This is a genomic window from Enterobacter sp. BNK-8 (assembly GCF_048685095.1).
GTDB classification, from domain to species: Bacteria; Pseudomonadota; Gammaproteobacteria; order Enterobacterales; family Enterobacteriaceae; genus Enterobacter; species Enterobacter quasiroggenkampii.
Genome location: NZ_JBLQTN010000001.1, coordinates 1376661 through 1400337 on the forward strand (window position 1 = coordinate 1376661; position 23677 = coordinate 1400337).

The window sequence follows — 23677 nt, forward strand, 5'->3', positions numbered from 1 at the left end:
GCTTATACGTTGAACGTATAAGTGAAAATGCGATGAAAAGAGCTGAGCGTATAGACAGGGTAGAGCTAATGCGGACGTTTGTCCGCATTGTCGAGGCGGGTTCGCTCTCAGCGGCGGCGCGGCAGCTGGCAACAACCCAGGCCACGGTAAGCCGACGGTTGCAGTCGCTTGAAACCATGCTGGGCGTGCGCCTGTTGTTGCGCACCACCCACACGACGCGGCTAACGGATGACGGCGAGCGCTGCTATCAGCACGCCCGTCGGGTGATTGACAGCTGGCTGGCGCTGGAGGATGAGGTGGGGCAGACGGAAGATGAGCCGGTAGGCGTGCTGCGGGTGCGCGCCCCCCACGCGTTTGGTCAGGACCAGCTTCTGAAACCCGTAACCGAATTTTTGCAACGCTATCCGCAGCTTTCGATTGAGTGGATGCTCAACGATCGGTCGGCAGATTTTCTGGGCGACAACCTTGACTGCGCTATTCGGGTGGGTGTGGAGGTCGATCCGGCGACCGTATCCGTGCTGCTGGCGGAAGTGCCGCGCTCGGTGGTGGCCGCGCCGGCGCTGCTGGCCCGCTTCCCGGCGGTGAATACGCCGGAAGATTTGCAGCAGTTTCCCTGGATAGCCATCAGCTCTTTCTACCAGCGCCACGTGGAGCTATTTCACGATGCTTCGCCCGCCACCGCGCGGATTGCTATTACGCCACGCCTCAGCACCGACAGCCTGTACGTTGCACGCAATACGGCACTGACCGGGCTCGGTGTGGCGGTCGTATCAAGCTGGACGGTACAGGATGATATTCGGGAAGGGCGGCTGGTGCATTTGCTGCCGGAGTGGCAGCCAGCGGCGCTACCGGTGCATCTGGTTTATCCCTGGTCCCGTTATTATCCGGCACGCTTGCGGCGTTTTCTTGAGCTGATGCGGCAGGTCATGCCGGAGGTGACCGGAATGAGGAAGCCCGTACAGCAGCCATAAAAAAAGCCGACCTTAAGGTCGGCTTTTTACTTTCAGCGTTGTTTGTCGTTATTCGACAGACTGTGGACGCGTCGCGGGTGCAGTCGCCTGGTGCGTTGCACTGTGACCACCGGCTGCGCCTTTACCGTCGAAGCTGAAGGCCGGGCGAACCCAGTCGCTGTGACGCGGTGCTTCTGGCACGTAATCCGGCGCCGGAGCGCGGGTCATCGGTGCTGTCGCCACGTGGGCAGCGGCTGGTGCAGAGACAACCGGCTCAGGTTTCACTTCAGGCGCTTTCGGTTCTTCAACAACCGGTTCAACCGCAATCTCAACGTCCTGAACGATTTCTTCAGTGGTCGTTTCGACGATGGCTTCAGCGGTGTCTTCCACGGCGACTACAGGTTCAGCTTCTTCAGCGATTTCCTCAGCCACCACCACATCTTCTTCAGCAATAAGCTGCGGCGCGGCATCAACCGGCGCGGCAATCACTTCCGGATGCGTGGTTTCGACCTCAGCTGCCTGAGGTGCTTCCGCTTCAACAACCTGAGGTTCAACCACGGTTGCCGCTTCAGTCACAACGTCTTCTACCGCTGCCGCAGGTGCAATGATCTCTTCCGCAACTGGCTGTTCTTCAACAACCTGCTCCGGACGCGCTACCGGGTAGCGGATCCAGACTTTGCCGGAAGCCATTTCTGGCGAAGCACAGGCAATGGTCAGTGGCATTGGCGACTGAGTCGGGTAACGCTCGTCACGATAGCGGCGACGGCGCTGACCGCTGACGCGCAGATGACGTGGGGAACGACGTGAACGGCGCGGCATGCCGGCGTTATCACGGTTTTCACCGTTTTCATCCTGCTCAACGTTGTTATCAACGACCGCTGGCAGGTCAACTTTTGCCAGCTGCGTGCCGGTTGCGCTCTCGCGGGTTTCAACCGCGACGATTGCTGACTCTTCGGTTGCTTCGGAGGCGAAGCGGACTTTCTGAGCAAGCTGGCGCTGCTTACGACGTGGCATGACCTGAGTACGTTCTTCCTGCTCGCCGTCCTGCTGTTCAACCGGCTCTTCGCGGTTCAGGTTTTTGACTTCCTGCTGTGCCTGACGCTTCTCGTCGTTACGGCGACGGTTGCGTTCACGGCGCGGTTGCTGGTCGTCACGCTGTTTGCTCTTCTCAGACTCATCGCCCGCCTGCTGGCGAATTTCACGATCTTCAACATTCTGCTGCTGTTTCTCGCGACGGTTGCGACGATTGTCTTCGCGTTGCTCACGGCCTTCATTGTTCTCAGAGCGGTTGTCACGGTTGTCACGACGCTCGCTGCGGTCATTACGATCGCTACGGTCATTACGGTCGCGGCGGTTGTTCTGACGCTTACGGCGGTCCTGCTGACGTTCTGGCTTGGCCGCTTTTGGCTCTTCTTTCGGCTGCTCTGGCTGAACTTCCTCACCGGCAAACATCTTCTTCAGCGCGCCGAAGAAGCGGCTCAGCAGACCCGGCTGCGCCGGCTGGGCTTTCGCTGCGGTTGCTTCTGGTTTCTGCGCCGCAGGTTTGGCCGCTGGTTTTTCCAGGGCTGCTTCCGGTGGGGCTTCTGGCATGATGAAGGTGGCTAACGCAGGCTGCTCTGGCAGTTTACGCTCTGCTGGCTCTTCATCTGAAGGCAGGGCCATCTCTTCTTCGTGCAGCTTCGGCAGCAGGTAGCTGAGCGTTGACGTCTCTTCGCCTTTACGGACACGCAGCACGTGATAGTGCGGGGTTTCCATCTGATCGTTTGGCACGATGATGCAGCGAACGCCACCCTGACGCGCTTCAATCGCACTGACCGCTGCACGTTTTTCGTTCAGCAGGTAAGAGGCAATTGGCACAGGGACAATCGCGTGCACCTCTTTGGTATTCTCTTTCAGCGCTTCTTCTTCAATCAGACGCAGAATCGAGAGGGACAGCGATTCGTTATCACGCACGGTACCGGTGCCGGAGCAGCGCGGACAAACGTGATGGCTGGACTCACCCAGCGACGGGCTCAGACGCTGGCGGGACATCTCCAGCAGGCCAAAGCGTGAGATATGGCTAATCTGGATACGCGCACGATCCTGACGCACCGCTTCGCGCAGACGGTTTTCTACCGCACGCTGGTGGCGAACAGGAGTCATGTCGATGAAGTCGATAACAATCAGACCACCCAGGTCGCGCAGGCGGAGCTGGCGGGCGATTTCATCAGCGGCTTCAAGGTTAGTGTTGAAGGCGGTCTCTTCGATATCGCCACCGCGCGTTGCGCGAGCGGAGTTGATGTCGATAGCGGTCAGCGCTTCAGTGGTATCGATAACGATAGAACCGCCGGACGGCAGGCGCACTTCACGCTGGAAGGCGGATTCAATCTGGGATTCGATCTGATAGTGGCTGAACAGCGGGATTTCACCGGTGTACAGTTTAATTTTGCTGGTGAAATCCGGACGACCCAGCGCGGCGATGTGCTGGCGGGCCAGCTCAAGCACTTTCGGGTTATCGATCAGAATCTCACCGATGTCCTGACGCAGGTAGTCACGGAAGGCACGCACGATCACGTTGCTTTCCTGGTGGATCAGGAACGGAGCAGGGCGGCTTTCCGCTGCTTTCTGGATGGCTTCCCAGTGCTTCAGACGGAAGCTCAGGTCCCACTGCAGCGCTTCGGCGGATTTGCCGACGCCCGCGGTACGCACGATAAGCCCCATGCCATCAGGCAGTTCAAGGCTTGCCAGCGCTTCTTTCAGTTCGGTACGGTCATCACCTTCGATACGGCGAGAGATGCCACCCGCACGCGGGTTGTTAGGCATCAGCACCAGATAGCTCCCTGCCAGGCTGATAAAGGTAGTCAGTGCGGCACCTTTGTTGCCACGCTCTTCTTTATCAATCTGAACGATAACTTCCTGACCTTCACGCAGAACATCTTTGATGTTTGGTCGGCCATGGGCGTTGTAGTTTGCAGGGAAATATTCGCGGGCGATTTCTTTCAGAGGGAGGAAACCATGACGCTCAGCACCGTAATCGACAAATGCAGCTTCAAGGCTTGGTTCAATGCGGGTGATTTTACCTTTGTAAATGTTCGCTTTTTTCTGTTCGTGTCCAGGACTTTCGATATCCAGATCGTACAGGCGCTGCCCATCCACAAGGGCGACACGCAACTCTTCTTGCTGAGTTGCGTTGATTAACATTCTTTTCATCGTAACTTACTCGTTATTCTTACATTGACGACAAAGCTGCGGGCAAGGTGACGCTTTCCGGGGTATGAACCGATGGCCTCGTGTCTGTTCACGTCGCCAACCTCACGGTTGTCGCTCGCTTAAGAGGCGCAGAGTGTCGGTTGCCTGTATTTCATACGGAAACACAGCGCAATTATCAGGGGAATTGCCTGGGTAGAACTCTCCAGAGAACAATCCTTATACCGGGAAGTACTGCAACCCGCAGCCCGCTAACTGCCTGAAAGATCAATACGTCTTACGCCATTGCTGCGTGGATGATCGGTCAGACAAAATTGGTCATTCCGTCAACATCCTTACTTAACCAGGATTTAACACGGAAAACAGCCTCATTATTCCACTGCTCGCCGGGTTATAGCAAGATGACTTTTACCAATTATCACCCGGTTACTCACAGTTTCTTCACTTCAGAATGGCGATTGGTTTAATAACCACCAAATCGGTTGCGCGAAACGGGGGACAGGCCGGATAAAAGTAAATATAAGCATAGAAAAATGAGTGGCGCTAATGGCTGTCGATATTTAGAATCGCCAACCATGAAAACAGAGACTCCAGCCGTAAAAATGGTTGCCATCGCCGACGATGAAGCGGGGCAACGTATCGATAACTTTTTGCGTACCCAGCTGAAAGGGGTGCCAAAGAGCATGATTTATCGCATCCTGCGTAAGGGCGAGGTGCGGGTTAACAAAAAACGCGTGAAGCCTGAGTATAAGCTCGAAGCCGGTGACGAAGTGCGTATTCCGCCGGTGCGCGTGGCAGAGCGCGAAGAAGAGACCGTTTCACCAAAGCTGCAGAAAGTGGCGGCCCTGAGCGATGTCATCCTTTACGAAGACGACCATATTCTGGTGCTGAATAAACCGTCAGGAACGGCAGTCCATGGCGGTAGCGGTCTGAGCTTCGGCGTGATTGAAGGGCTGCGTGCCCTGCGTCCGGAAGCGCGCTTCCTTGAGCTGGTGCACCGTCTTGACCGCGACACTTCAGGCGTACTGCTGGTGGCGAAAAAGCGTTCCGCGCTACGTTCGCTGCATGAACAGCTGCGTGAAAAAGGGATGCAGAAAGACTATCTGGCGCTGGTGCGCGGCCAGTGGCAGTCCCATGTAAAAGTGGTGCAGGCGCCGCTGCTGAAGAACATTCTGCAAAGCGGTGAGCGTATTGTCCGCGTGAGCCAGGAAGGGAAACCGTCTGAGACGCGCTTTAAGGTTGAAGAGCGCTATGAGTTTGCCACGCTGGTGCGCTGCAGTCCGGTGACCGGTCGTACCCACCAGATCCGTGTGCATACGCAGTTTGCAGGGCACCCCATCGCCTTTGATGACCGCTATGGCGACCGCGAGTTTGATAAGCAGCTGGCGGGGACGGGACTGTCGCGTCTGTTCCTGCATGCGGCAGCGCTGAAGTTTACCCATCCGAATACCGGTGAAGTGATCCGTATTGAAGCGCCGCTGGATGAGCAGCTGAAACGCTGTCTTAAGGTTCTGCGCGGCTGATTTTGCCCGGCGGCGCTGCGCTTGCACGGGCCTACGGTTTTGTAGGCCGGGTAAGCGCAGCGCCACCCGGCGAAGGTCACATCGTCAGCGGATTACACTCTTCTCGCCGTAACATCTGACACAAGGCAATCAGCGGTAACCCCACCAGGGTGTTGGGATCGCGACCGTCCAGCTTGTCGAACAGCGCAATCCCCAATCCTTCACTTTTAAAGCTCCCCGCGCAGTTCAGCGGTCGCTCACGGCGCACATAATCCATAATCTCTTGTTCGCTGAGATGACGGAAGTGTACGTCGAACGGCTCACACTCGGTTTGCAGATGGCCTGACGCGGAGTTATAGAGGGCCAGGCCCGTATAGAAGGTCACGATAGTACCGCGCGCACGCAGAAGCTGCTGGCAGGCATTTTCCTCAGTATGGGGCTTGCCGGTGATTTCGCCGTCCAGCACGCAAACCTGATCGGAGCCTATAATCAAATGCGAAGGATAGTGTGCGGCCAGCGACTGCGCCTTCTCCTTAGCAAGACGCGTCACCAGATGGCGCGGTGACTCGCCCGGCTGTGGCGTCTCATCCACCTCTGGCGCGGCGCATTCAAACGGGATCCCGAGCTTTTCCAGCAGCATTCGGCGGTAGGGAGACGTGGAAGCAAGGACGAGATTTGGCATATTTTTATCACCAGATATAGCGTATCGATGCCAGCCATTTTAAACTACAGGCCGCAATGTGTGCGAATAATTGGCAAAAGGCAGCTCTGGTTGCCTTTTTCTTTGACTCTATGACGTTACAAAGTTAATATGCGCGCCCTATGCAAAAGGTAAAATTACCCCTGACTCTTGATCCGGTTCGTACGGCTCAAAAACGCCTCGATTACGAAGGTATCTATACTTCCGATCAGGCTGAGCGTATTGCCGAATCCGTAGTCAGTGTGGACAGTGATGTAGAATGCTCCATGTCGTTCGCTATCGACAACCAGCGTCTCGCCGTTTTAACCGGTGATGCAAAGGTGACGGTAACGCTCGAGTGTCAGCGTTGCGGGAAACCGTTTGTACAGCATGTTCACACAACGTATTGTTTCAGTCCGGTTCGTTCTGACGAACAGGCTGAAGCACTCCCGGAAGCGTATGAGCCGATTGAGGTTAACGAATTCGGTGAAATCGATCTTCTGGCTCTGGTTGAAGATGAAATCATCCTCACCTTGCCAGTGGTTCCGGTGCATGATTCTGAACACTGTGAAGTGTCCGAGGCGGACATGGTCTTTGGGGAACTGCCTGATGAAGCGCAAAAACCAAACCCATTTGCCGTATTAGCCAGCTTAAAGCGTAAGTAATTGAGGAGTAAGGTCCATGGCCGTACAACAGAATAAACCAACCCGTTCCAAACGTGGCATGCGTCGTTCCCATGACGCGCTGACTGCAGTTACCAGCCTGTCTGTAGACAAGACTTCTGGTGAGAAACACCTGCGTCACCACATCACCGCTGACGGTTTCTACCGCGGCCGCAAGGTTATCACTAAGTAATCACGCGTCAGCGTGATTAGGCTTAGTGAGGAGCTCCCCGTGCAAACGGGGAACTTACCGAACCAGGCTGCGACGATACCTTGACACGTCTAACCCTGGCGTTAGATGTCATGGGGGGAGATTTTGGCCCTTCCGTGACAGTGCCTGCAGCATTGCAGGCACTGAATTCTAATTCGCAACTCACTCTTCTTTTAGTCGGCAATCCCGACACAATCACGCCATTACTTGCAAAAGCTGACTTTGAACAACGTTCACGTCTGCAGATTATTCCTGCGCAGTCAGTTATTGCCAGTGATGCCCGACCCTCGCAGGCGATTCGTAATAGCCGCGGCAGCTCGATGCGGATAGCGCTGGAGCTGGTGAAAGAAGGTCGAGCCCAGGCTTGCGTTAGCGCGGGAAATACCGGCGCGCTGATGGGGCTGTCGAAATTATTGCTCAAACCGATTGACGGTATTGAGCGTCCGGCGCTGGTGACGGTGTTGCCGCATCAGCAAAAGGGCAAGACGGTGGTGCTCGATTTGGGCGCAAACGTCGATTGTGATAGTACAATGCTGGCTCAGTTTGCCGTCATGGGATCGGTGCTGGCAGAAGAGGTGGTCGGGATCAACACTCCCCGTGTTGCGTTACTGAACATTGGTGAAGAAGAGACCAAAGGCCTGGACAGCATTCGCGAAGCAGCTGAATTGCTCAAACAGGTTCCCTCCATCAACTATATTGGTTATCTCGAAGCCAATGAGTTGTTGACGGGTAAAACGGATGTTCTGGTGTGCGATGGCTTCACCGGGAACGTGACGTTGAAAACCATGGAAGGGGTCGTGCGGATGTTTCTTTCTCTGCTGAAATCACAGGGAGAGGGCAAAAAAAGCGCCTGGTGGCTGATTTTATTGAAGCGTTGGTTACAAAAGAGCCTGACGCGGCGATTCAGTCACCTCAACCCCGACCAGTATAATGGCGCCTGTCTGTTAGGATTGCGCGGCATCGTGATTAAGAGTCATGGCGCCGCCAATCAGCGAGCATTTGCTGTCGCGATTGAACAGGCAGTGCAGGCGGTGCAGCGACAAGTCCCTCAGCGGATTGCCGCTCGCCTGGGATCTGTATTAGCTAAAAGTGACTGAGCGTACATGTATACGAAGATTTTAGGTACCGGCAGCTACCTGCCAAAACAGGTGCGTACCAACGCCGATCTGGAAAAAATGGTAGATACGTCTGACGAGTGGATTGTCACGCGCACAGGTATCCGTGAACGTCGTATTGCCGCGCCAGACGAAACCGTGTCGACCATGGGTTACGAAGCCGCACAGCGTGCTATCGAAATGGCGGGCATTGATAAAGAACAGATCGGTTTGATCGTGGTGGCCACGACGTCTGCCACGCATGCTTTCCCAAGCGCGGCGTGCCAGGTGCAAAACATGCTCGGTATTAAGGGCTGCCCGGCGTTTGACGTCGCTGCCGCATGCGCAGGTTTTACCTATGCGCTGAGCGTAGCCGATCAGTACGTGAAGTCCGGTGCCGTTAAATATGCGCTGGTGATCGGTGCTGACGTGCTGGCGCGTACCTGCGATCCGACCGATCGCGGAACGATCATTATTTTTGGTGATGGTGCGGGTGCGGTGCTGCTGGGGCAGTCCGAAGAGCCGGGTATCATCTCTACGCATCTGCATGCTGACGGCAGCTATGGCGAACTGTTGACCCTGCCTAACGCCGATCGCGTAAATCCGGACAACTCGATTTACCTGACGATGGCAGGGAACGAGGTGTTCAAGGTGGCGGTGACTGAGCTTGCGCACATCGTTGATGAAACGCTGGAAGCGAATAACCTTGAACGCTCCGCGCTCGACTGGCTGGTGCCGCATCAGGCGAACCTGCGTATCATCAGCGCAACCGCGAAAAAGCTGGGCATGTCGATGGATAACGTTGTGGTGACGCTGGATCGTCACGGCAACACCTCTGCGGCGTCAGTACCGTGCGCATTTGATGAAGCGGTACGCGACGGGCGAATCAAACGGGGCCAGCTGGTCTTGCTTGAAGCCTTCGGTGGCGGGTTCACCTGGGGTTCCGCGCTGGTTCGTTTCTAGGATAAGGAATAAAAAATGACGCAATTTGCTTTTGTGTTCCCGGGGCAGGGCTCTCAAACCGTTGGGATGTTGTCTGAAATGGCAGCAACCTATCCGGTCATTGAAGAGACTTTCCGTGAAGCTTCTGATGCACTGGGTTATGATTTATGGGCGCTGACCCAGCAGGGTCCTGCCGAAGAGCTGAACAAAACCTGGCAGACCCAGCCCGCGCTGCTGACCGCGTCCGTTGCGCTGTGGCGTGTCTGGCAGCAGCAGGGCGGTAAAGCGCCCGCGCTGCTCGCAGGACATAGCCTGGGTGAATACTCAGCCCTGGTCTGTGCCGGTGTGATCGCGTTTGCTGACGCGGTACGTCTGGTGGAACTGCGCGGTAAATTCATGCAGGAAGCAGTGCCAGAAGGCACGGGCGGCATGTCAGCTATCATCGGTCTGGATGATGCCGCGATTGCAAAAGCGTGTGAAGAGTCTGCTGAAGGTCAGGTTGTCTCTCCGGTTAACTTCAACTCGCCGGGCCAGGTGGTTATCGCCGGTCATAAAGAAGCGGTTGAGCGTGCCGGTGCAGCCTGTAAAGCTGCGGGTGCCAAACGTGCGCTGCCGCTGCCGGTCAGCGTGCCGTCTCACTGTGCGCTGATGAAGCCCGCTGCCGAGAAACTGGCGGTTGAGCTGGAAAAAATTACGTTTAACGCACCGACGATTTCCGTTGTGAACAACGTCGATGTGAAATGCGAAACCGCGCCGGAAGCTATCCGCGACGCGCTTGTTCGCCAGCTCTACAGCCCGGTACAGTGGACCAAAACCGTTGAGTTTATGGCCTCTCAGGGCGTTGAGCATCTGTATGAAGTCGGCCCAGGGAAAGTCCTCACCGGTCTGACAAAACGTATTGTTGACACCCTGACAGCCTCGGCGATTAACGAGCCGGAAGCGATGTCAGCGGCACTCTCGCAATAAAAGAGGAATACCATGAGTTTTGAAGGAAAAATTGCCCTGGTCACTGGCGCAAGCCGCGGTATCGGGCGTGCAATTGCTGAAACACTGGTTGCGCGCGGCGCGAAGGTGATTGGGACAGCAACCAGCGAGAATGGCGCTCAGGCTATCAGTGAATATCTGGGTGCAAACGGTAAAGGTCTGGTACTGAATGTGACCGAACCTGCATCTATCGAATCTGTTCTGGAAAATATTCGCGCAGAGTTTGGCGAAGTGGATATTCTGGTAAACAACGCCGGGATCACTCGCGATAACCTGTTAATGCGAATGAAAGACGACGAGTGGAACGATATTATCGAAACCAACCTGTCATCTGTATTCCGTCTGTCAAAAGCGGTAATGCGCGCTATGATGAAAAAGCGTCATGGTCGTATTATCACTGTCGGTTCTGTGGTTGGTACCATGGGAAATGCTGGTCAGGCTAACTACGCTGCGGCGAAAGCCGGTCTGATTGGTTTCAGTAAGTCGCTGGCGCGTGAAGTCGCGTCCCGCGGTATTACGGTAAACGTTGTTGCTCCGGGCTTTATTGAAACGGACATGACGCGTGCGCTGACTGATGAGCAGCGTGCGGGTACGCTGGCGGCAGTTCCGGCGGGTCGTCTTGGCGACCCTAAAGAAATCGCCAGTGCGGTTGCATTTTTAGCCTCTGACGAAGCGGGTTACATCACTGGTGAGACCCTCCACGTCAACGGCGGGATGTATATGGTTTAACCACGATGAAAAATATTTGCGTTATTAGGGCGAATGGCCTCAAAATAACGTAAAATCGTGGTAAGAACTGCCGGGATTTAGTTGCAAATTTTTCAACATTTTATACACTACGAAAACCATCGCGAAAGCGAGTTTTGATAGGAAATTTAAGAGTATGAGCACTATCGAAGAACGCGTTAAGAAAATTATCGGCGAACAGCTGGGCGTTAAGCAGGAAGAAGTTGTGAACTCCGCTTCCTTCGTTGAAGACCTGGGCGCAGATTCTCTTGACACCGTTGAGCTGGTAATGGCTCTGGAAGAAGAGTTTGATACTGAGATTCCGGACGAAGAAGCTGAGAAGATCACCACCGTTCAGGCTGCCATTGATTACATCAACGGTCACCAGGCGTAAGTGAACATCTCCAGGCGGTCATTCGACCGCCTGAGTTTTATCTTTTTTAGTCCCACGAATCTCTTTTTTTATCCCTCCCTGGAGGACAAACGTGTCTAAGCGTCGTGTAGTTGTGACCGGACTTGGCATGTTGTCTCCTGTCGGCAATACCGTAGAGTCCACCTGGAAAGCTCTCCTTGCCGGTCAGAGCGGCATCAGCCTAATCGACCATTTCGATACTAGCGCCTATGCAACGAAATTTGCTGGCTTAGTAAAGGATTTTAACTGTGAAGAGATCATCTCGCGCAAAGAGCAGCGCAAGATGGATGCCTTCATTCAATATGGAATTGTCGCTGGCGTTCAGGCCATGCAGGATTCTGGCCTTGTGATTACGGAAGAGAACGCAACCCGTATCGGCGCCGCTATCGGCTCCGGGATTGGCGGTCTTGGCCTGATCGAGGAAAACCATACATCCCTGATGAATGGCGGCCCGCGTAAGATCAGTCCGTTCTTCGTTCCGTCCACGATTGTTAATATGGTGGCAGGTCACCTGACCATCATGTTCGGCCTGCGTGGGCCAAGCATTTCTATCGCCACCGCCTGTACGTCTGGCGTACATAACATCGGCCAGGCCGCGCGCATTATTGCGTACGGCGATGCAGATGCTATGGTTGCCGGCGGTGCTGAAAAAGCCAGTACCCCACTGGGTGTCGGCGGTTTCGGCGCGGCCCGTGCGCTCTCTACCCGCAACGATAATCCACAGGCGGCAAGCCGTCCGTGGGATAAAGACCGTGATGGCTTCGTGCTGGGCGACGGTGCGGGCATGATCGTACTGGAAGAGTACGAACACGCGAAAAAACGCGGTGCGAAAATTTATGCTGAAGTCGTTGGCTTTGGTATGAGCAGCGATGCGTATCACATGACGTCTCCTCCGGAGAACGGTGCAGGTGCTGCGCTGGCGATGGAAAACGCGATCCGTGATGCGGGTATTACCCCGGCTCAGATTGGCTACGTCAACGCGCACGGCACATCTACACCTGCAGGCGATAAAGCGGAAGCTCAGGCGGTTAAGTCTATCTTCGGCGAATCTGCCAGCCGCGTACTGGTGAGCTCCACGAAATCCATGACCGGTCACCTGTTGGGTGCGGCGGGTGCAGTAGAGTCAATCTACTCCATCCTTGCGCTGCGCGATCAGGCTGTTCCACCAACCATCAACCTGGATAACCCGGATGAAGGTTGCGATCTGGACTTCGTTCCTCACGAAGCGCGCCAGGTTAGCGGAATGGAGTATACCCTGTGTAACTCCTTCGGCTTTGGCGGTACCAACGGTTCTCTGATCTTCAAAAAGATCTGATCCTGACGTTCCGATCGCACTAAAAAAGGTCCGCTTGCCGGACCTTTTTTATTAAGGCTAATCTTCTTGTCGACTGCATGACATCCTGCCAGACTAAACGTCCACGCATAAGGAGCCACCATGTTTTTAATCAATGGCCTTGAGCAGGACACGCTGCCTGCCAGCGACAGGGCGGTACAGTTCGGGGATGGTTGCTTTACGACGGCGCGCATTCTGGATGGCCATGTTTGCCTTCTGGAAGCGCACATGCGACGCCTGCAGCATGGCTGTGAAAAGCTCATGATCCCCTTTACGTACTGGGACACCTTACGTCAGGAAATGTGCCAGCTCGCATCGGGGAAGCACAGCGGCGTACTCAAGGTTATCATCAGCCGCGGCAGTGGTGGAAGGGGTTACAGCGCTGCATCTTGTCTCGCCCCAACGCGTATTCTTTCCGTGTCTGCTTATCCCGCGCATTACTCTCGCTGGCGAGAAGACGGCGTCACGCTGACGCTAAGCCCGGTACGACTGGGACGAAACCCGATGCTGGCCGGGATTAAGCATCTCAATCGCCTGGAACAGGTGCTCATTCGTATTCATCTTGAACAGACGGACGCTGATGAGGCGCTGGTCCTTGACAGCGAAGGGTTCGTTACGGAATGCTGTGCGGCTAATTTGTTCTGGCGACAGGGCAGGAACGTGTTCACCCCCGCGCTGGATCAGGCTGGCGTGAACGGCATAATGCGCCAATTTTGTTTGCAGCAGCTGGCACACTCTGACTTTCACGTTGTCGAAGTTAACGCAAAGGAAGAGGTGCTACAGACTGCTGATGAAGTCATTATTTGTAACGCGCTGATGCCTGTTGTGCCCGTTCGCGCCTGTGGCCAGCTACGCTGGTCGTCGCGCGAGCTGTTTCAGTTTTTAGCCCCGATATGTGAGCAAACCAGATAGTCATGAAAAAAATGTTGCGCTTTGTCCTTCTCCTCATTGTTGCGCTGGGCGTTGCTGGCGGAGCAGGCGTATGGAAAGTTCGCCAGCTGGCAGACAGCAAGATCTTGGTTAAAGACGAAACGATCTTTACCCTGAAAGCGGGAACCGGCCGCCAGGCGCTTGGGGAACAGCTCTACGGTGATAAAATTATCAATCGTCCACGGGTATTCCAGTGGTTATTGCGTGTGGAGCCTGAACTGTCACATTTCAAAGCCGGTACCTATCGCTTTACGCCGGGAATGACCGTCAGAGAGATGCTGCAGCTGCTGGAAAGCGGCAAAGAAGCCCAGTTTCCGCTGCGATTTGTGGAAGGGATGCGCCTGAGTGATTACCTCAAACAGTTGCGCGATGCGCCGTATATCAAACATACCCTGAAGGATGACAGCTACCAGACGGTGGCCGACGTGCTCAAGTTTGAGCATCCCGAATGGGTGGAAGGCTGGTTCTGGCCAGATACCTGGATGTACACCGCCGGTACGACCGATGTGGCGATCCTGAAGCGGGCGCACAAAAAAATGGTCGCCGCCGTGGATGCGGCCTGGGAAGGGCGAATGGAGGGGTTACCCTATAAAGATCAAAACCAGTTTGTCACCATGGCCTCGATTATCGAGAAAGAGACCGCCGTTGCCGCCGAGCGCGATCGGGTGGCGTCAGTATTTATCAACCGTCTGCGCATTGGCATGCGCCTGCAAACCGACCCTACCGTCATCTACGGCATGGGCGAGAGCTATGCCGGTAAGATCTCCAGAAAAGATCTGGAGACGCCAACGGCGTATAATACCTACGTGATTAGCGGTTTACCGCCTGGCCCGATTGCCACGCCGAGCGAGGCTTCTCTCAAAGCCGCCGCGCATCCGGCGAAAACACCGTATCTCTATTTTGTGGCTGATGGAAAAGGGGGACACACCTTTAACACCAACCTTGCCAGCCACAATCGCTCTGTTCAGGACTATCTGAAGGCACTTAAGGAAAAAAATGCGCAGTAAATACATTGTGATTGAGGGACTCGAAGGGGCGGGTAAAACCACCGCCCGCAACGTGGTGGTGGATACGCTGAAATCGCTTGGCGTCGCCGACATGGTCTTCACCCGCGAGCCGGGCGGTACGCAACTTGCGGAGAAACTGCGCGGCCTGGTGCTGGACATTAAATCCGTTGGCGACGAAGTTATCACTGACAAAGCCGAAGTGTTAATGTTCTACGCGGCGCGCGTACAGCTGGTTGAGACGGTGATCAAACCCGCCCTGGCCGATGGCAAGTGGGTAATCGGCGATCGTCACGATCTGTCGACTCAGGCTTATCAGGGCGGTGGACGCGGTATTGACCAGACCATGCTGGCAACGCTGCGCAATGCCGTACTGGGGGATTTTCGCCCCGACCTGACGCTCTATCTGGATGTGACCCCGGAAGTGGGTCTTAAACGCGCCCGCGCGCGCGGCGAGCTCGACCGCATTGAACAAGAGTCGTTTGATTTCTTTAACCGCACCCGTGCGCGCTATCTTGAGCTGGCCGCACAGGACAGCTCCATTCGTACCATCGATGCAACGCAATCCCTGGATGAGGTGACGCGTGACATTCAGCAAACCGTGACGCAGTGGGTGCAGGAGCAGCAGGCATGAAATGGTATCCATGGTTGCGCCCGCACTTTGAACAGCTGATCGGCAGCTATCAGGCGGGGCGGGGGCATCATGCGTTACTGATTCAGGCATTGCCGGGAATGGGCGATGATGCATTGATTTATGCCATCACCCGTTTTCTGATGTGCCAGCAGCCTGAAGGGCATAAAAGCTGCGGCAAATGCCGTGGCTGTCAGCTGATGCAGGCGGGCACACATCCTGACTACTACACGCTTGAGCCTGAGAAGGGGAAAAGCGCGCTCGGTATCGATGCCGTGCGGGAAGTCAGTGAAAAATTGTACGAACACGCGCGGCTGGGCGGCGCTAAAGTGGTCTGGCTTAAAGACGCCACGCAGCTGACCGAGGCGGCAGCTAACGCCCTGCTGAAAACTCTGGAAGAGCCGCCGGTAAAAACATGGTTTTTCCTCTCGTGCCGTGACCCGGGACGCTTGCTGGCGACGCTGCGCAGCCGCTGTCGTCTTCATCACCTTGCTGTGCCTCAGGAATCGTGGGCGCTGAGCTGGCTGGAGCGAGAGGTGACAACGTCACCTGAGAGTGCGTTGTCCGCCTTGCGCCTGAGCAGCGGCGCGCCCGCAGCGGCGCTGGCATTGCTGCAGCCTGACGTCTGGTCACAGCGAGAAACGCTTTGCCGGGCCGTCGAAATGGCACTGAATAACCACGACTGGCTAAGCGTATTGCCTGCGCTTAACAGCGATCAGGCCGTTGAGCGCCTGCACTGGCTGGCCTCGTTACTGCTGGATGCCCTCAAACTTCAGCAAGGGGCAACGCTGCTGACCAACCCGGACGCGTGGACACTGGTGAATACGCTGGCGAACCGCCTCTCAGGGACGATTCTTCATGCGATGCTTCATGAAATTTGCCAGAGCCGAGAACAGCTTTTAACCGTGACGGGTCTTAATCGCGAGCTTTTACTGACCGACCAGTTACTGCGTATTGAACACTACCTGCAACCCGGCACCACACCGCCGGTTTCCCATCTCTGAGAGAGACATTATGTTTTTAGTCGACTCACACTGCCATCTTGATGGCCTGGATTATCAATCCCTGCATAAAAACGTGGATGACGTGCTGGAAAAAGCTGCCGCCCGCGATGTGAAATTCTGCCTTGCGGTAGCGACGACGCTGCCGGGCTATCGTACGATGCGCGAGCTGGTGGGCGTTCGCGATAACGTGGTGTTTTCCTGCGGCGTACACCCCCTGAACCAGGATGAAGAATATGACGTTGACGATTTGCGTCGTCTGGCGGCGGAAGAGGGCGTGGTGGCAATGGGCGAGACCGGGCTGGACTATTTCTACACGCCGGAAACCAAACCGCAGCAGCAGGCGTCCTTCCGCAACCATATTCGCATTGGCCGCGAACTGAACAAGCCGGTTATCGTCCACACCCGCGATGCGCGTGCGGATACCCTGGCGATCCTCCGGGAAGAAAACGTGACGGATTGCGGTGGCGTACTACACTGTTTCACAGAAGACAGAGAAACGGCGGGTAAACTGCTTGATTTGGGGTTTTATATCTCGTTTTCCGGGATTGTGACGTTCCGTAACGCTGAGCAGCTGCGTGATGCTGCACGTTATGTTCCGCTCGATCGCATTCTGGTAGAGACAGATTCTCCCTATCTGGCACCGGTTCCGCATCGCGGTAAAGAGAATCAGCCCGCGATGACGCGAGATGTGGCTGAGTACATGGCCGTCCTGAAGGGCGTCAGCATCGAAGAGCTGGCCCGCATGACGACAGAAAACTTCTCCACGCTGTTCCATATTGACCCTGCCCGCCTGCAATCTGTCTGATACACCTGTTTTTTTTAGGCTCGTAATTAATAAATAAACCGAGTAAAGTTCACCGCCTCATTTGGGGCGGTGATGCTGTTTTTAGACACATCCGGACATGCTTTTTGTAAATAACTGAAAGTTTTTCGACCGTCTTAAGCTGAAACGTGATAGCCGTCAAACAAACTCAGAGGGAATTATTTTACTCTGTGTAATAAATAAAGGGCGCTTAGATGTCCTGTCCACGGCACGGTACTCCCCCGGGCCAATGCGTGAAAGCGTAAAAAAAGCACAAATACTCAGGAGCACTCTCAATTATGTTTAAGAATGCATTTGCTAACCTGCAAAAGGTCGGTAAATCGCTGATGCTGCCAGTATCCGTACTGCCTATCGCAGGTATCCTGCTGGGTGTCGGTTCTGCTAACTTCAGCTGGCTGCCAGCCGTAGTGTCCCATGTGATGGCCGAAGCAGGCGGTTCTGTCTTTGCTAACATGCCACTGATCTTCGCGATCGGTGTGGCTCTGGGCTTCACCAATAACGACGGCGTATCTGCGCTGGCTGCAGTGGTTGCTTACGGCATCATGGTGAAAACCATGGCTGTGGTTGCGCCGCTGGTTCTGCATTTACCGGCAGAAGAGATCGCTGCGAAACACCTGGCAGACACCGGTGTTCTCGGCGGTATCATCTCCGGTGCGATTGCAGCGTATATGTTCAACCGCTTCTATCGCATCAAGCTGCCTGAGTACCTGGGCTTCTTCGCGGGCAAGCGTTTCGTTCCGATCATCTCTGGTCTGGCAGCGATTTTCACTGGCGTGATCCTGTCCTTCATCTGGCCACCAATCGGTTCCGCTATCCAGACCTTCTCTCAGTGGGCTGCTTACCAGAACCCGGTTGTGGCGTTTGGTATCTACGGCTTCATCGAGCGTTGCCTGGTGCCATTTGGTCTGCACCACATCTGGAACGTTCCATTCCAGATGCAGATTGGTGAATTCACCAACGCAGCAGGTCAGGTATTCCACGGCGATATCCCACGTTACATGGCGGGCGACCCAACTGCAGGTAAACTGTCTGGTGGCTTCCTGTTCAAAATGTACGGTCTGCCAGCAGCGGCGATTGCTATCTGGCACTCTGCGAAGCCAGAGAACCGTGCAAAAGTGGGCGGTATCATGATCTCCGCAGCGCTGACCTCGTTCCTGACCGGTATCACCGAGCCGATCGAGTTCTCCTTCATGTTCGTTGCGCCGATCCTGTACGTTATCCATGCTATTCTGGCGGGTCTGGCGTTCCCAATCTGTATTCTGCTGGGTATGCGTGACGGTACGTCCTTCTCTCACGGCCTGATCGACTTCATCGTTCTGTCCGGTAACAGCAGCAAACTGTGGCTGTTCCCAATCGTCGGTGCGTGCTATGCCGTTGTTTACTACACCATCTTCCGCGTGCTGATTAAAGCACTGGACCTGAAAACCCCAGGCCGTGAAGATGCGACAGAAGACAGCAAAGCGGGCGCGACCAGCGAAATGGCTCCTGCACTGGTTGCCGCGTTCGGTGGTAAAGAGAACATCACTAACCTGGACGCGTGTATCACTCGTCTGCGTGTGAGCGTTGCTGACGTCGCGAAAGTAGACCAGCCGGGTCTGAAAAAACTGGGTGCAGCTGGCGTAGTTGTTGCAGGTTCGGGTGTACAGGCAATCTTCGGTACTAAATCCGATAACCTGAAAACCGAAATGGATGAGTACATCCGCAACAACTAAGTTGTGACCCTGGGGAGACTAAGGCAGCCGAATGGCTGCCTTTTTTATTTGTGCTGTTTGTCATCCCCGGCGGCGCTGCGCTTACCGGGCCTACGAAATGCAAATGTAGGCCGGGTAAGGCGTAGCCGCCACCCGGCTTAACACTCAGAAGTCGTAGCTCGCGCTCACCGAGACGTTCAGCGGCGCACCATAAACCACATAAGAGCCGACGTAATCGTAATACTCTTTGTCGAACAGGTTGTTGACGTTCGCCTGAACAGCAAAATCTTTGGTGATCTGATAACGGCTGAACAGGTTAACCAGCCCGTAGCTGCCTTGCTCCGCGCGGGTACGGCCAGCCGGCGCGCCATCCACATCCGTCCACACCTTGTTTTGCCAGTTCACGCCTCCGCCCACGGTCAGTTCCGGCAGCATTGGCAGTTGATAACGGGTGAACAGCTTCATGGTTGTACGCGGCTGATCGGAGCTGACGGCGTTGCCATTCTTATCTTCCGCAATGTAGCGGGTCGCGCCGAAGGTCAGCTGCCAGTTATCGGTCAACGCGCCGTTCAGCTCGAACTCGATCCCTTTGCTCACTACGCCGTCCAGCGATTGGTAAATCGACTCACCGCTCGGCATATAGGTATAGGTATTGCTTGCTACGTTATCCTGCTCAATGCGGAAAATCGCCAGCGAGGTGGTAAGACGGGTATTGAACCAGTCTGCTTTCACACCGGCTTCGTAGCTTTTGCCCGTAGTGGGGTCGAGATAGCGTCCGCTGGCGTCCCGCTTGTCCTGGGGCTGGAAGATAGAGGTATAGCTGACGTAGGTCGACCAGTCTTCATTGATGTCGTAGACCAGGCCCGCGTAGGGCGTCACGTCATCTTTGGTACTTTCCAGACGGGTGTCCGGGGAGCCCGCAGGGTTATAGCGAATGTTATAGTGGGTATAACGTGCGCCGAGGATCAGATGCAGCGGATCGGCCAGCGAGAAGCGGGCGGAGGTATACGCTGAGGACTGGCGAATGTCGTCCTGGCTGTAGAGTTTCCACGGCGTCCACTGCGGGTCGGCAATGTTACCGTTCCAGTTCTTAAAGTTACCCACATCAACCATGCCGTAAACCGCGTCAGGCATTGAGTTGTCGTAATGGTTACGCTGACGACTGAAGCTGCCGCCGAACATCATCTCGTGCTGACGGCCGAAGAGATCGAAATCGCCGCGCAGGAAAGCGTCCACGGCATCCTGTTTCCGTTCGCCACGGTTCCAGCCGCCGTAGCCAACCATGCCTGCACCGGTCTCTTTATCCGGATAGCCGGAAATATACATCAGCTTAGAGTCGAAGTTGGTTTCAGCATGCATGCCGTTAATGTGTGCTTCCCAGCCATTATCGAAACGCTGCGTCAGATTAGCGAAGATGCGGGTGCTGTCTTTATCAGACCTGGCCCAGTCAGGCGCGACGGTCTGGCTGCGATCGTAATGGGTTTTACTCCCGTCACTGTACCAGGTCGGGAGTCCGCCCCAGGTTGGGTCGGCGGTATGGCTTTCCTGATATTCGTATCCCACCGAGAGAGTGGTGCTGTCGGTGACGTCCGCATCCATCACGCCATAGAGGAATTTCTTTCGGTAGTGATAGTTATCCACGAAGCTGTCGTTGTCCTGATAACCTGCGATCATCCGGCCCCGTAGCTTACCTGACTCCACCAGCGGCGCCTGGAGATCCAGCACGTAGCGCTGCTTATCCCAGCTGCCATAGCTGGCCGAAACATTGCCTTTGAATTCATTGCTGTCCGCATGCTTACGCACCATGTTGACGTACGCTGCCGGGTTGCCCGTACCGGACATCAGGCCGGTTGCACCGCGGACCACTTCGATGCGGTCATAAATCGCCGTATCGGCGGCGGTATCACCAAAGTTCCACACTTCGCTGATGGAGGTTGGCAGGTCGTCATAGGCGTAATTACTGACGAAAAATCCGCGCGAGTAAAACACGGTACGGTCGCTGTCCTGCACCTGCGCCGTTACGCCCGTGGTGTTGGTTAACACCTGGCCGATGGACTGCAGGTTCTGATCGGCCATGCGCTGCTGGCTAATCACGCTCACGGACTGCGGGATATCGCGGGGAACCAGCAACAGCTTCGTGCCGGTGGTAGTGGTTTTGACGCTGTAATCCCGCTCCTGACTTGCGGAAGGATCCTGCGTTTGGTCAAAACCGCCATCAACAATAACGGTATCTTCGGCTGTTGATGCAGCGAAAGCGGCGGCTGGCGTCAGTGCCATAGCAATGCAGACTGCCAGCAACGAAGGTGTTGCGACAGGCTGACGTTGCCCATCCCTGGTGTGATGAATGAAAGACATGATTAAACCCTTATGAACGATGAAGAGGGTATGCGTCAGTCCCGCGGACGCGGGCTGGCGTCGTTTTCTATGTTAAAAAAGCGCATGAAAATGCAAATGCGAAATATACGCATTGCCATTAATGCTGTAAACAGATGTGTCGACCGGAACTGAAATAATGTTTCAGCCCATTAAGGCCCGCGAGCGGTCACTCTTCACTCAGCTGATGAACATTCGGGAAAGAAATCGAGGGAGGAGGTTGAAAGGACAGGAGAAACTCGCTCATACTCTTGAATTGTGTCACACCCTCATCCAGAGCGTGTGTTAACAGCGGACGCATCGCGCCTGATTAATCAAAAAAGGAATAGGTCATGGCTGAAGAAACGATTTTCAGTAAAATTATCCGTCGCGAAATTCCGTCGGATATCGTCTATCAGGATGAACTGGTAACGGCTTTTCGGGACATTTCACCTCAGGCTCCGACGCACGTCCTTATCATTCCCAATATTCTGATTCCGACCGTAAACGACGTAAAAACCGAGCATGAAGTGGCATTAGGTCGTATGCTGACGGTGGCCGCGAAAATCGCCGAACAGGAAGGGATTGCAGAAGACGGTTACCGTCTGATCATGAACTGCAACCGTCATGGCGGCCAGGAAGTTTATCATATTCACATGCATCTGCTGGGTGGACGTCCTCTGGGGCCGATGCTGGCACATAAAGGTCTTTGACATGCGTAAAGGGCGTATTACAGCGCTGGTAATGACGATGATGATTGTGGGGTGCAGTTCGCGCCCGGCGATCCCCGTGAACGATGAACAGACGCTGGTGATGGAATCCTCCGTGCTTGCCGCGGGCATCACGGCGCAACAACCCGCGCTGACCATCAGTGAAATCAATTCATCTGCCTCCTCTACGCTCTTTAATGAAAGACACGAACCCGTGACGGTCCACTACCGTTTTTTCTGGTATGACGTAAGAGGTCTCGAAATGCATCCGCTGGAGGCGCCGCGCAGCGTCACCATTCCGGCCAGATCGTCGGTAACGCTCTATGGCAGCGCCAACTATCTGGGTGCGCATAAGGTGAGACTTTATCTTTATCTCTAAGGGGTGAACCTTGATTAAAAACTTGAGCCGCTATGCGCTCGTGACAGCTTTCGCGCTGTTCCTGGCGGGGTGTGTGACCCGAACTGAACAGCCAGCGCCTGTGGAAGAGGCGAAACCGGGCACTGAACAGCCGACACAGCCAACGCAGCCGCAGCCAACCGTGCCGTCCGTACCGTCTATACCGGCACAGCCAGGCCCGATTGAGCATCCGGACCAGACGTCGCAGCCCACGCCGCGCGTGCGCCATTACGACTGGAACGGCGCAATGCAGCCCATGGTCGGCAAAATGCTGCAGGCACAGGGCGTGACGGCAGGTAGCGTGTTGCTGGTTGATAGCGTGAACAACCGTACCAACGGTTCGCTGAACGCGGGCGAAGCGACTGAAACGCTGCGCAACGCCCTGGCAAACAACGGTAAGTTTACGCTGGTCTCGGCTCAGCAGCTCGCGGTAGCCAAACAGCAGCTGGGCCTGTCGCCGCAGGATAGCCTCGGCACACGCAGCAAGGCGATCGGCATTGCCCGTAACGTTGGCGCACAGTATGTGCTGTACTCTAACGCCACCGGTAACGTGAATACACCGGCCCTGCAGATGCAGCTGATGCTGGTTCAGACAGGCGAAATTATCTGGTCAGGTAAAGGTGCGGTTACGCAACAATGACAGCACGCGTGAAGAGATTCTGACGCGCTATTTTCCTCAGTACCGCCTTATCGCGCCGCAGGCCCACTCCGGGCTTGGCGGCGCGAGTTGCATTATAGCGCAGGGCGAACGACGTCTGGTCTTGCGGCAACATCACGACCCCTATGCGCCTGCCTCCCATTTCCGTCGTCAGTTTCGCGCCCTGAGGCGTCTTCCGTCAGATCTCGTGCCTGCCCCCCGTTTTTTCAGAGAGAGCTGGATGGCCGTCGACTATCTGGACGGTGACGTGAAAAGCGCGCTGCCGGACACGCCGGCGCTCGCGGCGATGCTGTATCATCTGCACCGGCAGCCACGTCTGGGATGGCGAATCACGTTATACCCGCTGCTGGAACGCTACTGGCAGCAGGCCGCGCCTGACAGACGCACCCCAGTGTGGCTGGCGCATCTCAAGCGGTTGCGTAAAACGGGCGAGCCGCAGCCGATTCGGCTCTCGCCGCTGCACATGGATGTTCATGCCGGAAATATTGTGCATACGTCAGCGGGCATCAGGTTCATCGACTGGGAATATGCCGGAGATGGCGATGTGGCGCTGGAGCTGGCGGCAGTCTGGACAGAGAGTGACGCTGCGCGGCAGACGCTGATCAGGGACTACGCCGAGGTGGCACATATCAACGCCGACGCGCTGAGGCGTCAGGTCAAACGCTGGCGGCCCTGGGTCGTCATGTTAATGGCTGGCTGGTTTGAAATGCGCTATCAGCAGTCCAGAGACAAACACTTTATTGCGCTGGCAGACGATGCCTGGCGTCAGTTACAAACGAAAGGATAAGAGAGGTGG

Annotated in this window: 23 protein-coding genes; 20 read left to right on the forward strand and 3 right to left on the reverse strand. The window is 55.5% G+C overall.

Annotation, left to right across the window (positions count from 1 at the left end):
* Positions 1–68: 68 nt before the first annotated feature.
* Positions 69–971 carry a LysR family transcriptional regulator gene (locus tag ACMGGU_RS06605; RefSeq protein WP_420300337.1) on the forward strand — a complete coding sequence of 301 codons (903 nt, stop codon included), beginning with the start codon at positions 69–71 and terminating at the stop codon, positions 969–971.
* A 48-nt stretch (positions 972–1019) separates the two neighbouring features.
* On the opposite strand, the gene rne is transcribed toward ACMGGU_RS06605, so the two are convergent.
* Positions 1020–4139: a ribonuclease E gene (rne, locus tag ACMGGU_RS06610; protein WP_420300338.1), complete on the reverse strand. Its 3120-nt coding sequence runs from the start codon at positions 4137–4139 to the stop codon at positions 1020–1022.
* A 572-nt stretch (positions 4140–4711) separates the two neighbouring features.
* Between rne and rluC the strand changes: the two genes are divergently transcribed.
* Positions 4712–5659, forward strand: a complete 948-nt coding sequence (gene rluC / locus ACMGGU_RS06615; RefSeq protein ID WP_048027428.1) for a 23S rRNA pseudouridine(955/2504/2580) synthase RluC — start codon at positions 4712–4714, stop codon at positions 5657–5659.
* A 76-nt stretch (positions 5660–5735) separates the two neighbouring features.
* Here rluC and ACMGGU_RS06620 read toward each other — a convergent pair whose 3' ends face one another.
* Positions 5736–6320, reverse strand: a complete 585-nt coding sequence (locus ACMGGU_RS06620) for a Maf family protein (RefSeq protein ID WP_277718601.1) — start codon at positions 6318–6320, stop codon at positions 5736–5738.
* 140 nt (positions 6321–6460) lie between these two features.
* On the opposite strand from ACMGGU_RS06620, the gene yceD reads away from it, so the two are divergent.
* The 14 genes from yceD (at position 6461) to ptsG (ending at position 18785) form a co-directional block, all read left to right on the forward strand.
* On the forward strand, positions 6461–6982 hold the full coding sequence (gene yceD / locus ACMGGU_RS06625; RefSeq protein WP_014883375.1) for a 23S rRNA accumulation protein YceD: 522 nt from the start codon (positions 6461–6463) through the stop codon (positions 6980–6982).
* 16 nt (positions 6983–6998) lie between these two features.
* Positions 6999–7172, forward strand: coding sequence for a 50S ribosomal protein L32 (gene rpmF / locus ACMGGU_RS06630; RefSeq protein WP_003857964.1), 174 nt, complete (start codon positions 6999–7001; stop codon positions 7170–7172).
* An 80-nt stretch (positions 7173–7252) separates the two neighbouring features.
* Positions 7253–8287, forward strand: coding sequence for a phosphate acyltransferase PlsX (plsX, locus tag ACMGGU_RS06635; RefSeq protein ID WP_063621375.1), 1035 nt, complete (start codon positions 7253–7255; stop codon positions 8285–8287).
* 6 nt (positions 8288–8293) lie between these two features.
* On the forward strand, positions 8294–9247 hold the full coding sequence (locus ACMGGU_RS06640) for a beta-ketoacyl-ACP synthase III (protein ID WP_008500797.1): 954 nt from the start codon (positions 8294–8296) through the stop codon (positions 9245–9247).
* Positions 9248–9262: 15 nt separating this feature from the next.
* Complete coding sequence (gene fabD, locus ACMGGU_RS06645) at positions 9263–10192, forward strand: ACP S-malonyltransferase (RefSeq protein ID WP_045910200.1); 930 nt, start codon at positions 9263–9265, stop codon at positions 10190–10192.
* 12 nt (positions 10193–10204) lie between these two features.
* Positions 10205–10939 carry a 3-oxoacyl-ACP reductase FabG gene (fabG, locus tag ACMGGU_RS06650; protein WP_008500795.1) on the forward strand — a complete coding sequence of 245 codons (735 nt, stop codon included), beginning with the start codon at positions 10205–10207 and terminating at the stop codon, positions 10937–10939.
* Between the two features lie 154 nt (positions 10940–11093).
* On the forward strand, positions 11094–11330 hold the full coding sequence (gene acpP, locus ACMGGU_RS06655) for an acyl carrier protein (protein ID WP_003857954.1): 237 nt from the start codon (positions 11094–11096) through the stop codon (positions 11328–11330).
* A 91-nt stretch (positions 11331–11421) separates the two neighbouring features.
* Complete coding sequence (gene fabF, locus ACMGGU_RS06660; RefSeq protein WP_045910201.1) at positions 11422–12663, forward strand: beta-ketoacyl-ACP synthase II; 1242 nt, start codon at positions 11422–11424, stop codon at positions 12661–12663.
* A 120-nt stretch (positions 12664–12783) separates the two neighbouring features.
* A complete protein-coding gene (gene pabC / locus ACMGGU_RS06665) occupies positions 12784–13593 on the forward strand; it encodes an aminodeoxychorismate lyase (RefSeq protein WP_420300339.1) in 810 nt (269 codons plus the stop codon).
* 2 nt (positions 13594–13595) lie between these two features.
* Positions 13596–14618, forward strand: coding sequence for a cell division protein YceG (gene yceG / locus ACMGGU_RS06670; RefSeq protein WP_048027445.1), 1023 nt, complete (start codon positions 13596–13598; stop codon positions 14616–14618).
* Positions 14608–15249 carry a dTMP kinase gene (gene tmk, locus ACMGGU_RS06675; RefSeq protein ID WP_048027446.1) on the forward strand — a complete coding sequence of 214 codons (642 nt, stop codon included), beginning with the start codon at positions 14608–14610 and terminating at the stop codon, positions 15247–15249. The genes yceG and tmk overlap by 11 nt, the downstream gene beginning before the upstream one ends.
* On the forward strand, positions 15246–16250 hold the full coding sequence (gene holB, locus ACMGGU_RS06680) for a DNA polymerase III subunit delta' (protein WP_048027447.1): 1005 nt from the start codon (positions 15246–15248) through the stop codon (positions 16248–16250). The genes tmk and holB overlap by 4 nt, the downstream gene beginning before the upstream one ends.
* A 10-nt stretch (positions 16251–16260) precedes the next feature.
* Positions 16261–17055 (forward strand): metal-dependent hydrolase, encoded by a 795-nt coding sequence (locus tag ACMGGU_RS06685; protein ID WP_420300340.1) that lies wholly within the window; start codon positions 16261–16263, stop codon positions 17053–17055.
* Between the two features lie 296 nt (positions 17056–17351).
* A complete protein-coding gene (gene ptsG, locus ACMGGU_RS06690) occupies positions 17352–18785 on the forward strand; it encodes a PTS glucose transporter subunit IIBC (protein ID WP_008500788.1) in 1434 nt (477 codons plus the stop codon).
* A gap of 144 nt (positions 18786–18929) precedes the next feature.
* Here the strand turns inward: ptsG and fhuE are convergent, their stop codons facing one another.
* Complete coding sequence (gene fhuE, locus ACMGGU_RS06695; protein ID WP_420300341.1) at positions 18930–21119, reverse strand: ferric-rhodotorulic acid/ferric-coprogen receptor FhuE; 2190 nt, start codon at positions 21117–21119, stop codon at positions 18930–18932.
* Between the two features lie 350 nt (positions 21120–21469).
* Here fhuE and hinT point away from each other — a divergent pair, with 350 nt between their 5' ends.
* Genes hinT through thiK form a run of 4 tightly spaced genes read left to right on the forward strand, consistent with a single transcriptional unit; the run spans position 21470 to position 23668 of the window.
* The gene (gene hinT, locus ACMGGU_RS06700) at positions 21470–21829 is read left to right on the forward strand and encodes a purine nucleoside phosphoramidase (protein WP_008500786.1); all 360 of its coding nucleotides are present in this window, start codon (positions 21470–21472) and stop codon (positions 21827–21829) included.
* A 1-nt stretch (position 21830) separates the two neighbouring features.
* Positions 21831–22205: a YcfL family protein gene (locus tag ACMGGU_RS06705; protein ID WP_126534326.1), complete on the forward strand. Its 375-nt coding sequence runs from the start codon at positions 21831–21833 to the stop codon at positions 22203–22205.
* A 10-nt stretch (positions 22206–22215) separates the two neighbouring features.
* Positions 22216–22863: a penicillin-binding protein activator LpoB gene (lpoB, locus tag ACMGGU_RS06710; protein WP_045326975.1), complete on the forward strand. Its 648-nt coding sequence runs from the start codon at positions 22216–22218 to the stop codon at positions 22861–22863.
* Positions 22844–23668, forward strand: coding sequence for a thiamine kinase (thiK, locus tag ACMGGU_RS06715; RefSeq protein ID WP_126534327.1), 825 nt, complete (start codon positions 22844–22846; stop codon positions 23666–23668). Before lpoB ends, thiK begins: the two co-directional genes overlap by 20 nt.
* The last annotated feature ends 9 nt before the right edge of the window (positions 23669–23677 follow it).

Bases quoted from the DNA above. Each gene is read 5' to 3' on its own strand.
- ACMGGU_RS06605 (WP_420300337.1), top strand. From the start codon at position 69: ATGCGGACGTTTGTCCGCATTGTCGAGGCGGGTTCGCTCTCAGCGGCG.
- rne (WP_420300338.1), bottom strand. From the start codon at position 4,139: ATGAAAAGAATGTTAATCAACGCAACTCAGCAAGAAGAGTTGCGTGTC.
- rluC (WP_048027428.1), top strand. From the start codon at position 4,712: ATGAAAACAGAGACTCCAGCCGTAAAAATGGTTGCCATCGCCGACGAT.
- ACMGGU_RS06620 (WP_277718601.1), bottom strand. From the start codon at position 6,320: ATGCCAAATCTCGTCCTTGCTTCCACGTCTCCCTACCGCCGAATGCTG.
- yceD (WP_014883375.1), top strand. From the start codon at position 6,461: ATGCAAAAGGTAAAATTACCCCTGACTCTTGATCCGGTTCGTACGGCT.
- rpmF (WP_003857964.1), top strand. From the start codon at position 6,999: ATGGCCGTACAACAGAATAAACCAACCCGTTCCAAACGTGGCATGCGT.
- ACMGGU_RS06640 (WP_008500797.1), top strand. From the start codon at position 8,294: ATGTATACGAAGATTTTAGGTACCGGCAGCTACCTGCCAAAACAGGTG.
- fabD (WP_045910200.1), top strand. From the start codon at position 9,263: ATGACGCAATTTGCTTTTGTGTTCCCGGGGCAGGGCTCTCAAACCGTT.
- fabG (WP_008500795.1), top strand. From the start codon at position 10,205: ATGAGTTTTGAAGGAAAAATTGCCCTGGTCACTGGCGCAAGCCGCGGT.
- acpP (WP_003857954.1), top strand. From the start codon at position 11,094: ATGAGCACTATCGAAGAACGCGTTAAGAAAATTATCGGCGAACAGCTG.
- pabC (WP_420300339.1), top strand. From the start codon at position 12,784: ATGTTTTTAATCAATGGCCTTGAGCAGGACACGCTGCCTGCCAGCGAC.
- yceG (WP_048027445.1), top strand. From the start codon at position 13,596: ATGAAAAAAATGTTGCGCTTTGTCCTTCTCCTCATTGTTGCGCTGGGC.
- tmk (WP_048027446.1), top strand. From the start codon at position 14,608: ATGCGCAGTAAATACATTGTGATTGAGGGACTCGAAGGGGCGGGTAAA.
- holB (WP_048027447.1), top strand. From the start codon at position 15,246: ATGAAATGGTATCCATGGTTGCGCCCGCACTTTGAACAGCTGATCGGC.
- ACMGGU_RS06685 (WP_420300340.1), top strand. From the start codon at position 16,261: ATGTTTTTAGTCGACTCACACTGCCATCTTGATGGCCTGGATTATCAA.
- ptsG (WP_008500788.1), top strand. From the start codon at position 17,352: ATGTTTAAGAATGCATTTGCTAACCTGCAAAAGGTCGGTAAATCGCTG.
- fhuE (WP_420300341.1), bottom strand. From the start codon at position 21,119: ATGTCTTTCATTCATCACACCAGGGATGGGCAACGTCAGCCTGTCGCA.
- hinT (WP_008500786.1), top strand. From the start codon at position 21,470: ATGGCTGAAGAAACGATTTTCAGTAAAATTATCCGTCGCGAAATTCCG.
- ACMGGU_RS06705 (WP_126534326.1), top strand. From the start codon at position 21,831: ATGCGTAAAGGGCGTATTACAGCGCTGGTAATGACGATGATGATTGTG.